This window comes from Lysinibacillus capsici (assembly GCF_003367505.1).
In the GTDB taxonomy this organism is placed as follows: Bacteria; Bacillota; Bacilli; order Bacillales_A; family Planococcaceae; genus Lysinibacillus; species Lysinibacillus capsici.
The window spans coordinates 231,324-245,884 of the sequence record NZ_PXXX01000018.1; the positions used below are offsets into that span (position 1 = coordinate 231,324).

Annotated in this window: 10 protein-coding genes, 1 other RNA gene and 1 other annotated feature; of the genes, 1 reads left to right on the forward strand and 10 read right to left on the reverse strand. The window is 38.4% G+C overall.

The window, feature by feature from the left end; translation table 11 throughout:
• Positions 1 to 196 precede the first annotated feature (196 nt).
• The 3 genes from ssrS to hisS form a co-directional block, all read right to left on the reverse strand.
• Positions 197 to 396, reverse strand: a non-coding RNA gene (ssrS, locus tag C7B89_RS16745) — 6S RNA.
• Between the two features lie 139 nt (positions 397 to 535).
• Positions 536 to 2,305 carry an aspartate--tRNA ligase gene (aspS, locus tag C7B89_RS16750; protein ID WP_054550048.1) on the reverse strand — a complete coding sequence of 590 codons (1,770 nt, stop codon included), beginning with the start codon at positions 2,303 to 2,305 and terminating at the stop codon, positions 536 to 538.
• Positions 2,306 to 2,370: 65 nt separating this feature from the next.
• On the reverse strand, positions 2,371 to 3,639 hold the full coding sequence (gene hisS, locus C7B89_RS16755; RefSeq protein WP_054550047.1) for a histidine--tRNA ligase: 1,269 nt from the start codon (positions 3,637 to 3,639) through the stop codon (positions 2,371 to 2,373).
• Between the two features lie 231 nt (positions 3,640 to 3,870).
• Positions 3,871 to 4,113: a binding site (T-box leader), on the reverse strand.
• A 164-nt stretch (positions 4,114 to 4,277) separates the two neighbouring features.
• Here hisS and C7B89_RS16765 point away from each other — a divergent pair.
• A complete protein-coding gene (locus C7B89_RS16765) occupies positions 4,278 to 5,864 on the forward strand; it encodes an N-acetylmuramoyl-L-alanine amidase family protein (RefSeq protein WP_054550045.1) in 1,587 nt (528 codons plus the stop codon).
• 43 nt (positions 5,865 to 5,907) lie between these two features.
• Here the strand turns inward: C7B89_RS16765 and C7B89_RS16770 are convergent, their stop codons facing one another.
• The 7 genes from C7B89_RS16770 to C7B89_RS16805 all read right to left on the reverse strand — a co-directional run bounded on the left by C7B89_RS16770 (position 5,908) and on the right by C7B89_RS16805 (position 14,472).
• Positions 5,908 to 7,314 carry a YfcC family protein gene (locus C7B89_RS16770; protein ID WP_115674140.1) on the reverse strand — a complete coding sequence of 469 codons (1,407 nt, stop codon included), beginning with the start codon at positions 7,312 to 7,314 and terminating at the stop codon, positions 5,908 to 5,910.
• Positions 7,315 to 7,936: 622 nt separating this feature from the next.
• Positions 7,937 to 8,152 (reverse strand): DUF2642 domain-containing protein, encoded by a 216-nt coding sequence (locus C7B89_RS16780; protein ID WP_004226745.1) that lies wholly within the window; start codon positions 8,150 to 8,152, stop codon positions 7,937 to 7,939.
• A 71-nt stretch (positions 8,153 to 8,223) separates the two neighbouring features.
• Positions 8,224 to 8,664, reverse strand: coding sequence for a D-aminoacyl-tRNA deacylase (gene dtd, locus C7B89_RS16785; RefSeq protein ID WP_115674141.1), 441 nt, complete (start codon positions 8,662 to 8,664; stop codon positions 8,224 to 8,226).
• A 32-nt stretch (positions 8,665 to 8,696) separates the two neighbouring features.
• Entirely contained in the window at positions 8,697 to 10,892 is a 2,196-nt protein-coding gene (locus C7B89_RS16790; RefSeq protein ID WP_048392114.1) for a RelA/SpoT family protein, read from the reverse strand.
• A gap of 205 nt (positions 10,893 to 11,097) precedes the next feature.
• Positions 11,098 to 12,012: a pseudouridine-5'-phosphate glycosidase gene (locus tag C7B89_RS16795; RefSeq protein ID WP_115674142.1), complete on the reverse strand. Its 915-nt coding sequence runs from the start codon at positions 12,010 to 12,012 to the stop codon at positions 11,098 to 11,100.
• Positions 12,013 to 12,016: 4 nt separating this feature from the next.
• Complete coding sequence (locus C7B89_RS16800) at positions 12,017 to 13,108, reverse strand: carbohydrate kinase (protein WP_009373750.1); 1,092 nt, start codon at positions 13,106 to 13,108, stop codon at positions 12,017 to 12,019.
• A gap of 113 nt (positions 13,109 to 13,221) precedes the next feature.
• The gene (locus C7B89_RS16805; protein WP_048392111.1) at positions 13,222 to 14,472 is read right to left on the reverse strand and encodes an MFS transporter; all 1,251 of its coding nucleotides are present in this window, start codon (positions 14,470 to 14,472) and stop codon (positions 13,222 to 13,224) included.
• Positions 14,473 to 14,561: the final 89 nt, after the last annotated feature.

A 14,561-nucleotide genomic window follows, 5' to 3' on the forward strand; every position in this document is an offset into this window, starting at 1 on the left:
AATGTATCTTTTCCTTTAGCGGATATAGCTTCTCAAAAGGTATAGTTGTCTATACCAATTATATGCTGCTTCATCAGAAATAAAAAGTAATTGTTCATATTTTCTAAACATTCACTTAAAACACTCTACTAGTTCTTGTTTAATTTTATGTAAAAAAAGGAGCTATTAATAAGCTCCTCTCAATCCTATGTATAGGACGAATCCCAATTGTGCCGTAATGCCAAGAAACATTCGTTTTGAACCCGCAATTTGCAGGTGGGTGCCCGCTTTGCAACTTTAAACGTCCCGCTTTGTTAGGGGCATGTTTGCGACTACAAAATGAAGGCTCCCGATTCTATAATGTTCGGTCAAAACTGTGAAGTAGAGTTAGCAGTTAGACAAACACATCAGGATTCGTATTACAGTTATCATAACACCACTTTTCTGATAATTCAAACGATTTTCTCTAATAATCTATAATTTCTTACGAAAACGCAAAAAATACCTAGATTCCCAACAGTATTTGCTAGGTAATCCAGGTATTTTGAATTATACATTATTTTCTAAATGGTTTGATAGCCAGGCTTAGTTCACTTAGTTGCTCAGGAGATACTTCGCTTGGTGCTTCTGTCATCAAGCAGCTTGCACTAGCTGTTTTAGGGAATGCGATTGTATCGCGTAAATTAGTACGACCTGCTAATAGCATAACGAAGCGATCAAGACCAAAGGCAAGACCTGCATGTGGTGGTACGCCGTATTCAAACGCTTCTAATAGGAAGCCAAATTGTGCTTGTGCTTCTTCTTCTGAGAAGCCAAGTAATTCAAACATTTTCTCTTGTAGGTCACGTTCGTAAATACGTAATGAACCACCACCAAGTTCATAGCCGTTTAAAACGATATCATATGCTTGTGCACGTACTGCTGCAGGGTCTGTGTCCATTAACGCTATATCTTCATCAAACGGGCGTGTGAATGGATGGTGTGCTGCATAGTAGCGTCCATCTTCCTCAGAGTATTCGAATAATGGCCAATCAGTAATCCAAAGGAAAGCAAATTGTGATTCATCGATCAGATTTAAATCTTGTCCTAATTTTGTACGAAGAGCACCTAATGAAGCTGCTACAACATCGGCTTTATCTGCTACAAATACTAGAATATCGCCAACTTCTGCTCCCATACGCTCGATTAAAGCTGCTGCTAATGCCTCGTCAAAGAATTTCGCAATTGGTCCGTTTAAGCCTTCTTCTGTTACCTTTAACCAGGCAAGACCTTTTGCTCCGTAAATCCCAACGAATTTTGTTAACTCGTCCATGTCTTTACGAGAATATTTGTCAGCTGCACCTTTAATATTGATACTTTTCACTTGTTTTCCTTGTGCAACCGTATCAGCAAATACTTTGAAATTACAGCCTTCAAAAATATCATTTAACGCCACAAGCTCTAATCCAAAACGTACATCTGGCTTATCTGAACCATAACGATCCATTGCTTCTTGGTATTTCATGCGCTGGAATGGTGCAGGAATGTCGATTCCTTTTACTTCTTTCATAACCGCTTGAATTAATCGCTCGTTCATTTCTAATACTTCTTCTTGTGTTAAGAAGCTCGTTTCAATGTCCACCTGTGTAAACTCTGGTTGACGGTCAGCACGTAAATCTTCGTCACGGAAGCAACGCGCAATTTGGAAGTACTTTTCAAAACCAGCAACCATTAATAATTGCTTAAATAATTGAGGTGATTGTGGTAAGGCATAAAATTCACCTTCATGTACACGTGAAGGAACTAAATAGTCTCGAGCACCCTCTGGCGTTGATTTTGTTAAAATTGGTGTTTCAACTTCTAAGAATCCTTCATTTTGTAGGAAGTTACGAATTGTACGTGTCACATCAGAACGCATTTTGAAAGTATCGAACATTACGGGACGACGTAAGTCTAGATAACGATATTTTAAACGTAAATCTTCTGATACATCTGTACGATCTTCGATTTGGAATGGCGTTGTTTTTGCCGTATTAATTACGACTAATTTTGTTGCTTCCACTTCAATTTTACCGTTTGGTACATTTGGGTTGATTTGATCCTCTGTACGAAGGATGACTGTGCCTTCCACTTCGATCACATATTCACTACGCACTTTATCCGCTAATGCGTGTGCTTCTGCAACATCTGGACTAAACACAACTTGCGTAATACCTGTACGGTCACGCAAATCAATAAAAATTAAACCACCAAGGTCACGACGACGCTGTACCCAACCTTTTAATACGACTTTTTCGCCTTGTAACGCTTCTGACAGCTCGTTACTAGCATGTGTTCTTGTAGCCATTGTTAAATTCCTCCAAAATATCTTCAATTTATGTAGCATTTCCTAGAAATGCCCTCTGTCTATTTTTAAGCTTTTTGTGTTAAATAGTTCACTAACTCTGAGAACGCCACTTTGTGCTGCTCCCCAGATTCCATATGTTTTACAGCCGCTGCTTGCTCTTCAAGTTCTGTTTCGCCAAGAACAAGCGTATATTTTGCACCTAGTCGATCCGCTGATTTCATTTGAGCTTTCATTTTACGGTCTAAATAATCCATCTCTGTCGCAAGTCCCTTCGCTCGGAAAGTGCTTGTCAGCTCAACAGCCTTTTGCTTCGCTTCATCGCCCATTGCAATAATGTAAACATCTAGCCCTGAAGCTGTGTCTAATTCAACACCCTCCGCTTCAAGTGCCAGCAACAAACGCTCAATACTTAATGCAAAACCTATACCTGGTACATCTGGACCGCCAATTTCTTGCACTAATCCATTGTAGCGTCCACCACCACATAATGTTGTAATAGCACCAAAGCCTGATGCTGTGGACATAATTTCAAAAGTTGTGTGATTATAATAATCAAGTCCTCGTACAAGATTTGGATCGACCTCATATGAAATACCCAATGTATCTAAGTACGATTTCACTTGAGCGAAATAAGCAGCTGACTCTTCTGTTAAGAAATCAGTTAACGCTGGAGCCGTTTGCATTAATGGATGCTCACGATCTACCTTACAATCTAAAATCCGCAATGGATTCTTTTGTAAACGATTTTGACAGTCTGAGCAAAATTCATGAATATGTGGCTCAAAATGCTGTAATAAAGCAGTACGATGTGTATCACGTGTTTCTTTATCGCCAAGAGAATTAATCACTAATTTTAAATCCTTTAAACCCGCTGATTCGTAGACGTCCATAGCAAGAGCAATGACTTCTGCATCAATCGCAGGATCTGCTGAACCAATTGCTTCTACTCCAAACTGTACAAATTGACGATAACGACCAGCCTGTTGGCGCTCATAGCGGAACATTGGTCCTAAATAAGAAAGCTTAACTGGCTGATCAGGAGCACCAAACATTTTATGCTCCACATAGGCACGTACGACACCAGCCGTATTTTCTGGACGTAGTGTTAATGAACGCCCTCCACGATCTTCAAATGTATACATTTCCTTTTGTACAACATCAGTTGTTTCCCCAACACCACGTGCAAATAGATCCGTTTGCTCGAAAATTGGTGTGCGAATTTCGTTATAGCGATAAACACGACAAATATCACGAATAATCGCTTCAACTTTTTGCCATTTTTCAGATTGACCTGGCAAAATATCTTGTGTCCCTCGTGGCACTTTAAAACTCATGTAATTCCCTCCTATATTGATTGCTTATGATAGAGCAGCTGTAGTCCCACTTTGAGCGAATGCATGCTTTGGTTGAGCAAATTTTTGTCCGGTTGGAGCGGGTTACAGCCTTGATGAGCGCTTTTCATACTAATTAGAGCGCCTTCCCCTCTTTTCTGAGCAAAAACAACAATCCCTCTTAAAAAACTCATTACTTTTTGAACAACAAAAAAGCTCTCGTCCCTTGCAATAGCAAGGGACGAGAGCTGTATAAGCTTCCGCGGTTCCACCCTAGTTGACACAAATGATTACATGTGTCCTCCTCTTAATCGGATAACGGCCGATTCCGTTTTTTCCTACTAGGCACTGCTTTTCAGAAAAAAGCCTCTCAAGTGTTATTCACGTTATACATTTTTGTAGGAAAGATTGCAGCCTAAGTCTTTCCCTCTCTTTTCCAATAGTGGTATACGCTACTTGCTTGGTCATAAGCGATTAATCATTTTTCGATTACCCTTTATGTTAGTCACTAGCCAAAGCAATGTCAACTATTTTTGTATTTTTCATCAGTCTATGTTGAAAATAACTAATTCTGTTACCATTTTACCACGAATTTTATGATAAAAGCATGGTAAAATAGCACAAGGAATAGGAGGAATCTGATGAGGACAAAAATTTTACATAGTATAATCATCTTCGTACTAATGGTAACGATGGCGATGCCAAATAAGAACTTTGTTCAAAGAGCTTCCGCTGACACCAGTGATCTAAAAGTCGCTGGAACGATTCTTCATTTGCGAGAGGGTCCTGGATTGTCTTATCCCATTATTACGACTTTAGAAGAAGGTGACCCTTTAACCTCAATCGGTCGAGAAGGTGATTGGTACCAAGTCAAAGCAGGCAATTACGAAGGATGGGTTGCCTCTTGGCTGACAGCACCTACTAATGCTAAACAAGTGATCGACAAAACCGTCATTTCACAAGTTGACCGTTTAAATATTCGAACAGAACCAGATATCTCTTCAGCTGTTCTTGGTCAACTTTCAACTGGTAACCAAGCAAACCTCGTTGAAGAAAATGGAGAATGGGCAAAAATCGATTGGAATGGACTAACAGGATGGGTGTCGAAGGATTATGTCACGATCAACGATAACCCTAAAAAAGAAACAGAACCCAAAGAAGATGCTGTAGAAGTAACCACTACAACCACGGCACCCGCTAACAAAGATACAACCTTCACCATTTTAGTGGACACCCTTAATGTTCGTAAGAAGCCAGATTTGAATGCTAAAAAAATCGGCACAGCAACAAAAGGACAAGCCTTTAAAGTCCTCGCACATGAGCATAATTGGGTACAAATTCAGTACAATGATAAAAAAGTAGGTTGGGTCTATAGTTTTTACGGTACATTCTCTAATAAAGTAAAAAGTACCTCAAAAACATCAACTTCCAAAGAGTTAGAGTCTGTTACGATTATTTATAATGGGACAAACCTACGAACGGATGCCTCAACAGCAGCAGAAGTGGTTGAACGTGTAGATGCTGGTGTAAATTACCCGATAGTAGGCGTTAAAAATGATTTTTATGAAATACAAATAGACGACGAAAAAACAGCTTTTGTCGCGAACTGGGTGGTCACAACAAGTTCCAATAAAGCGACAAGTCCACAGAAAGAAAAGGAAGAGCCTCGCAAAAAAGGTACTTTAACTGGATTAACGATAGTTGTTGATGCTGGTCACGGTGGAAATGATCATGGCACAACTGGTCAACGAGGTACAGAGGAAAAGGGCATTACTTTAAAAACGGCTACTTTGCTTGCTTCCAAGTTAAGTGCTGCTGGCGCAAACGTTGTCATGACGAGAGAATCGGATGAATATGTGGCATTGCGTAAGCGTGTATCGATTGCCCATCAATATGAGGCAGATGCCTTTATTAGCCTTCATTATGATGCGACAGATGATAGCTCCATTAACGGCTTCACATCCTATTATATGAATAGCAATCAAAAAGGGCTTGCTGAAGCAATTCATGATGGTCTTTCCAGTAAACTAGATTTAAGAGACCGTGGTACACAACAAGGAAATTATTTAGTTTTACGAGAGAATCGTCAAAAGGCCGTCCTTATTGAGTTAGGCTTTTTAAGTAATTCCAGTGAGGAGCGCGTCATTACAACAGCTAAATTCCGCGAACAAGCGACTCTTGGTATTTATCAGGGAATTCTCAACTACTTTAATGAACAAGATGAATAAGCAAAAAAAGCTGCGGATGATAACATCCACAGCTTTTTTATATTTAAGATATTCCTAATGCTACCGCAGCAATTAGCGCCAGACAGGCAATCAATGCCCACCCAAGAATCATCTTCCAGATAAACTTAATCCACTTTTCATATGGGATACCTGCAACAGCTAAATACGCCATTAATGCAGACGAAGTAGGAATAATAGAGTTCGTTAAGGAATCCCCATATTGGAAGGCTAAAACAGCCACTTGTCGCTCTAATCCTAGTAAATCAGTGATTGGAATCATAATCGGCATTGTTGCAGCTGCCTGTCCACTACCAGATGAAATAAATAAATTCAAAAGAGCTTGGATAAATAACATGCCGATTGCACTGATAGCATGTGGCAAATGTCCAATTGTTTCTGATGCTGCATAAACGATTGTATCAATAATTTTCCCCTGCTCTAAAACAACTGTAATAGCACGGGCAAAACCTACAATTAAAGCACCAAATGTTACGGCCTTGGCTCCCTCAATAAAGGAATCAAAGATAGTAGCAGGTTTTAAACCACCAATTAATCCTGCAAATAACCCCATTATTAAAAAGGATGCAGTTAGCTGCGTTAAGAACCAGCCCCAGTTAAAGACACCATAAATATTAAAGCCAATCCCACAAGCCATGACAATAAATACGAATTTATGCTTGCCTGTTAATGCAGGAATGTCAATCGCTGAAACATTGGATTTAGCTTTTTGCTCAATATCGTAAATAACGCTTGCTTGAGGATTCTTTTTCACCTTAAAAGCATAGCGAGATACATAGAAAATAGCAAAACTTAATACAAAAACATAGACAACAGCACGGAAGCCAATCCCTGAGAATAATGGTACATCCGCTAAGGATTGTGCTACACCTACCGTAAAGGGATTAAGCATTCCTCCAAAAAATCCACTGGCGGCACCAAGTGTAATCATGGCTGTTCCTGTTACAGCATCAAAGCCCATCGCGCGTGCAATGGCCACACCAATTGGTACGAAAATAATAGTTTCTTCCGCCATCCCCATTGTAAAACCACCAACAGAGAATAAAATCATCGATAAAGGAATCAGTAATTTCTCTCTGCCCTCTAAAGCTTTTACTCCTTTATAAACACCAGCCTCAATAGCACCTGTAGAACGAATAATACCAAATACACCACTGACTAAAAAAATGTAGAAAATAATTTGAGCCCCTTTTTCGAGACCCATTGGAACCGCTGTAAACATTTCAAAAAAGGAAACTGGCTCACTCTCAATATGATGATAGCTTCCATCTACAACGAGCATTCGCCCTTCTTCATCCTCTACACGTTCAAACTCACCCGCTGGTATAATATAGCTTGCAATACCTGCTAAAAAAATAATAGCAAAAATAATCGTATATGTATGAGGTACTTTCAACCAGCTTTTCTTCTTGACCCCCTGTTCATTTTCCATTAAATCACGCTCCTTTTTCTGATTTAGACATTAGCAGTATATTGTCGCTATTTGTCGCTAATTGAAAATAAATATACATGAGTTTAAATTTATTGTAAAGTATTAATTTTCTATTATTTCTGAAAGCACACGCTATCTTTCCTAATTAAACCTCTTGTTCCTCTTCTATAAACATGGAAAATTTTATACACATACTCAAATAATAATGGGCATTTTCAACATTATTTTTTGTTTTCCAAAATAATAATTTCATCGTATATGACGAATTGTTTTTATTAAGGCAGGAGCAATATGCAGCGGTGTTAGAAATGATAAAGTTTGTATGGATTGTCCTTAAATGCTTTTTATTCATGAACTTCATAAAGATCCCCTTATTACTGGGATGAAAGACATCAAAGGTTGTAAGTAGAATGGAAATCGTAGGTTAACTATCCATGAGGAATCAAATGGACTTTCTTACATATCGTTTATATTTTTTTAAAAAAATAATATTCAAAGAGTAGAAACTGTTTTAATAGTTTTTATCTCTTCGAAATAAATTTGCTATTTAGGTATTTTTATTTGCCCTAAACAAATAAAAAAACCTTCTATCATTTATTATGATTTGAAGGTTCATATTTTCTCATTTTTTTGTAGTTTCCAATGTAACCCATACAATTTCCTCCATCCGAATGAAGAAAGGCGTACGATTTATCTCAAGAACCATATGGTCAGGTAGTATGGATAATAAAATACCTTGTTGAATATTTTTTTCTGTTTGCACAACTACTGCCTGACCAATCATCATGTTAAGAGTTTCGTATAAATATGGATTTGTTATACTTCTCGTCTGCGTCATGTTTAAGACACTCCTTCCTATAAAACTAACCATACTCTTTAGTATATGAAGGAATTATAGGAAATGTTCCATTATTTTGACTCTAGAAGAATTGTGACTGGACCATCATTAATTAGTGCTACATCCATCATGGCACCAAAAATACCTGTTTCCACATGTAAGCCTTGCTCGCGTAAAGCTTGATTAAAAGCCTCCCACATTGGCTCAGCTGCTTCCGGTCTAGCTGCATTGATAAAACTTGGACGATTCCCTTTTTTTGCATCCCCATACAATGTAAATTGTGAGACGGATAAAATAGCGCCCCCATGCTCTAAGATCGAATGATTCATTTTTCCATCTGCATCTTCCCAGAGACGTAAATTGGCTACTTTTTTTGCTAAATAGGCAACATCCTCTTGTGTGTCTTCATGTGTGATTCCCACTAAAAGAACATAGCCATGATCAATTGCTCCTGTAACAGTTCCGTCCACTGTTACAGAGGCAGCTTTACTGCGCTGTAATACTACTTTCATGTACTAAACCCCAATTCTATATTACCTATCAATTAGTTAATGACACGTTGCACCGAATAAATATCAGGTGTTTGTTTAATTCGCTCAACTACTTTATGCAAATGTGAAATATTCGAAATAGAAATTGTTAAATGAATTGTTGCCATTTTATCACGGTCAGCACGACCACTTACTGCTAAAATATTCGTTTTCGTTTCACTAACAATTTGCATGATTTCATTTAAAATGCCAGGTCTATCAAAAGCTGAAACCTCAATATCAACAGGGTATTCCTTTTTCTCAGGAATGACACCATGCTCCCATTCTACTTCAATTAAGCGCTCCTGCTCATCCTCAATTTGAATATTTGGACAGTCCTCACGATGGACAGAAACACCTCTACCCTTCGTAATAAAACCTACAATATCATCACCAGGAACGGGCGTACAGCAGCGAGAAAGTCGAATGAGCATATTATCAATACCCTTTACAATAACACCCGATTCCGTACGTTTTTGTGGAATTGGATTTTTCATTTTTTGTTCAATTTTCTCTAGTGCTTCTTCCTGCTCACGTTCTTTACGACGTTTTTCAGCTAAACGATTTACGACCTGTTGCGCAGTAATCCCATTCACACCAACTGCAGCATACAAATCTTCTTCATTCGTATAGTTAAATTTGTCACATACCCGTTTTAGGTTTTCGGAGGACATCGTTTCCTTTAAATCGAAATCCTGAGCACGGATTTCTTTTTCAATCATTTCTTTACCTTTGACAATATTTTCTTCACGCAGGTGTCGTTTAAAGAATTGCTTTATCTTATTCTTCGCCTGCGAGGATTGAGCTATTTTTAGCCAATCGCGACTCGGACCAAAGGATTGTTTAGAAGTTAAAATTTCAATGATATCGCCCGTTTTTAATGGTGTATCAAGCGGTACCATCTTCCCATTGATTTTCGCTCCAATCGTACGATTTCCCACTTCGGAATGAACACGGTAGGCAAAATCAATAGGAACAGAACCTGCTGGTAATTCAATGACATCACCTTCAGGTGTAAAGACATAAACCATATCAGAAAATAAATCAAATTTTAAGGATTCCATAAATTCTTCTGCGTTGGAAGATTCATTTTGAAATTCTAAAATTTCACGGAACCACGTTAATTTTTGGTCGACATTCTGCTTTTGATGATCAACGTTTTTGCCTTCTTTATATGCCCAGTGCGCCGCAATCCCGTACTCTGCAATTTTGTGCATTTCCTTTGTACGAATCTGTACCTCCAACGGATCACCATAAGGTCCAATAACAGTCGTGTGTAGGGACTGGTACAGGTTTTGTTTTGGCATAGCAATATAGTCTTTAAAGCGTCCTGGCATTGGTTTCCAAAGTGTATGCACAATCCCTAATACGGCATAGCAATCTTTAATACTATCGACAAGAACACGAATGGCTAATAAATCATAAATTTCATTAAACTGTTTCTTTTGTAACACCATTTTTCGATAGATACTGTAAATATGTTTTGGTCGACCATAGACATCTGCGTCAATTTCAACCTCATTCAGTTGTGATTTCATCTCAGCCATCACATTTTCTAAATAAGCTTCACGTTCATCACGTTTTTTCTTCATCAGACTGACAATACGATAATATTGTTGTGGGTTTAAATAGCGCAGTGCTGTATCTTCAAGCTCCCATTTTACAGTCGAAATTCCAAGACGATGAGCAAGTGGTGCAAAAATCTCGAGCGTCTCTTTTGAAATGCGTCGTTGCTTTTCAGCAGGTAAATGCTTTAACGTACGCATATTATGAAGACGGTCTGCTAGCTTAATGAGGATGACACGAATATCTTGCGCCATAGCCACAAACATTTTCCGATGATTTTCTGCCTGCTGCGCCTCTTTAGATAAATATTTAATTTTCCCTAGTTTGGTAACACCATCAACAAGCACGGCCACCTCTTCGCCAAATTCACGTACCAAATCATCCCGTGTAAAATCCGTATCTTCGACAACATCATGTAAAAAACCTGCCGCTACAGTTTCTGGGTCCATTTGTAATTCAGCTAGAATACCTGCTACTTGTACTGGGTGAATAATATACGGTTCACCAGAGCTACGGAATTGCTCAATATGGGCATCCCTTGCTAATTCATATGCTTTTTTCACGAATGCGACATTTTCATCATTCATGTAGGATTTGACTAACTCAAAAACGTCCTCAGGAGTCAAAATTTGCTCTTTCGCCATAACATGTCCACCTTGCTCGTCAAATTTTTCAGATTAGATATAAACTTAATTGTATAAAATATTGTGGTCTATTGTAAAGAGACTGTATCATTTAGTTTAGTTAATCTCGTGAACAGTTCGAAAAATGGAAAAAATATTCTTCTTTTTAATAAAAAAGACCCTCTGTGACTTCACGTCACAAAGAGTCCTTGTTTCGACAAATTGATTAATGTAATTGATTGTAAGCTACAGCAATTTTCGCGCCGACTACTGCATTGTTTTTCACTAATGCAATGTTGGCATCAAGACTTTTACCTTCTGTTAATTCTTTAACTTTGCCAAGTAAGAATGGTGTAACATTTTTACCTTGAATGCCATTCTCTTCAGCTTCAACTAAAGCTTTTTCAATAATGTTTGTAATAAATGCATGCTCTAATGCTTCAGACTCAGGAATTGGATTTGCGATGACAGCGCCACCTTTTAAGCCTAATTGCCATTTCGCAGATAGCATTTCTGCAATTTCTTCTGGCGTATCTAATTGGAAGTTTACATCAAATCCACTTTGACGTGTGTAGAATGCTGGTAATTCATTCGTACCATAACCAACCACTGGCACACCTTTTGTTTCAAGATATTCTAATGTAAGACCGATGTCTAAAATAGATTTTGCACCCGCACAGATAACGGCAACATTTGTTTGTGCTAATTCTTCTAAATCAGCAGAGACATCCATTGTTGTTTCCGCACCACGGTGTACACCACCAATACCACCTGTAACAAAGATTTCAATACCTGCAAGCTCTGCACAGATCATTGTCGCTGCAACTGTTGTAGCACCTAATTTTTTCGTTGCTAGTAAGTAGCCTAAGTCACGACGTGAAGCTTTTGCAACACCTTGAGCATTACCGAACATTTCTAGTTCTTCATCTGATAGACCAATTTTAATTTTTCCATCAATTAATGCAATTGTTGCTGGGACTGCACCATTATCGCGAATAATTTGCTCAACTTCACGCGCAGTTTGCACGTTTTGTGGGTATGGCATACCGTGTGAAATAATTGTTGATTCTAACGCAACGATTGGTAGACCTTTTGCTTGTCCTGCTTTTACTTCTTCTGATAATACGATGAATTCTTTCATGTTGTTATTCCTCCATTTCATTTTTCAACAAATCTACTGATAATTCAGGTCTTACTGTATAAGGAGATGCCAATGTATTTTTTGCATTGGTTAATCCAGCATCAATACATGTCTCAAAAGATTGTCCAGTCAGCCAACTGTGAATAACAGCGCTAACAAAGGCATCTCCTGCTCCTGTCACATCTTCAATTTTGTCAATCACTTTAGCGGCAACATGACAAGGGGCAATCGTTGTAGATGCTGCATAAACGCCCTTGCTACCAGCCGTGATAATGACATGCTCCGCACCTAATTGTAGGAGCTGTTGTAAAGCTTTTTCATAATGGGTAGCGTTTTCAATTTTATGTCCAACAATCGTTTCCGCTTCATCTGTGTTACAAATAAACCAAGTTACGCCTTGTAATGTTTCAGGTAGTCGATTCATTTTTGGCGAAGATACTGGCACAATGACAAGTGGAATATCACGAGCAAGGGCTACTTGCTGGATATACGCCACTGTTTCTTTTGGACAGTTTAAATCCAAAATAAAACAGCCCGCGTTTACAAGCATTGTTTCATGTTTTTTCAACAAGCTCGGTAACAGAAGGTCGTAAACTTCCATATTTGCTACAGCTAGTGCTAGCTCACCCTGTTCATCCATGATGGCAGTATAAGAACCTGTGGAAGCCTCTGCAAGCTGCTCTACATAACGTAGATTCATAAAGGATTCCGAAGCCTCTTGGATCACTTGCCAATCAGCATCCTTACCTGCCGTTGTCAGTAACGTCACTTGGTGGTTTAATCTGCCTAAGTTTTCAGCAATATTTCGACCAACGCCACCTACACTAAAGGAAGAACTGGCAGGGTTAGATGTTCCAAATTGAACATTGCCCTTGACATGGAATTTGCGGTCTAAATTAGCTCCACCGATGCAAATAATTTCATTTTCTTCGGGTAATATATAAGCACGACCTACAATTTTTCCTTGCTTCGTTAAACTAGACACTAAATTAGCAAGCACAGGACGCGACAGATTCATTGCATCTGCCATTTCTTGCTGAGACATAAACGGATTCTGGCGAATTAAAGCAAGCACCGCCTGTTCTCTTTCATTCATAGCATCACCTTTTATTATATTTGTTTATATTATAAACTTTTGTTTGAGTTATGTCAAAAGATTCTTTATTAAAAAAGTTGAACCTCATCTTACTGAGGTTCAACTTTTTTTGTTTATGCTTGCTGAGGTGTTTGTTTTTTAACAATGATGACGAATAAACTGGCCATTGCACAAAACATTCCTGCAAGAAAAAAAGCCCATGTATAAGAGTTAAAAAATTTATAAATTAACCCTCCACCATACGCTGCAACCGCCGCTCCTGCTTGATGTGAAGCAAATATCCACCCATAGATAATACTGCTTTTTTGCATACCAAAAATTTGTCGTGTAATACTGATGGTTGGTGGCACTGTAGCAATCCAATCTAGTCCGTAAAAGATCGTGAAAATCGTTAATAAAACAAATGATCCTTGTGCAAGTGCATAAGGGAGCAATAATAGAGATGCGCCTCTTAACAGGTAATACCAAAACAATAACCACCGATTATCGAAGCGATCAGATAACCAGCCAGACGCAGTTGTGCCTAATAAATTAAAAATGCCCATAAAAGAAAGGAATGATGCGGCAGTGACTAAAGGAACGCCAAAGCTAATACAATAAGAAACAAAATGAGTACCAATTAATCCACTTGTCGATAGCCCACAAATAAAAAAGCTACCTGCTAAGAGCCAAAATGCTTTAACCTTAATCGCCTCAAATAAACCTTTAAAAGCCATAGCTATTGGATTCTTCTTTTGCTGTATTTGTTGTTCCTCTATAGCCTCCTCTTGTCCATAAGGAGTTAACCCCATATCCTGAGGTCTATTTTTTATAAAAAGCGCAATCATGAAAAACATTATGATACTAAGGAGTAGCATTAATGTGATAGCCCATCGCCAAGAATAGTGTTCAATAATGATAGCTAGAACTGGTAATAAAATTAACTGGCCCGTGGCTGTACTTGCCGTTAAAATACCAACCGCTAATCCTCTGCGTTTTACAAACCAATGATTCGCAACATATGGGCTAAGGACAGTTAAAAAAAGACTTGCTCCAAGACCAATAATGCCCCCCCAAATAACGATTAGCTGCCAGGATTCACTCATCAAAAATGTTAAAGTCATTCCTAATACTAAAGTTGCCATAGCACCTAGCATCATTTTCTTTAAGCCAATGACTTCAAGCAACGCAGCCATAAATGGTCCAGATATGCCATATAAAAACAAACTTACAGCAAAAGCTAAAGCAATGGTTGAACGATCCCAGTGAAATTCTTTTTCAAGAGGGTCGATAAACACGCCAGATGATGACATTGTAATTCCTGCGACAATTATCGAGAAAAATGTGACGATTAAAATAAACCAACTATAATGAACACGCTTCACCTCAACACCTTCTTTTCTTTGATAGACTACAAAACATGTATATACATGTTTAAGTCTGCTTATTTCATTTATATGTATATACATGTATA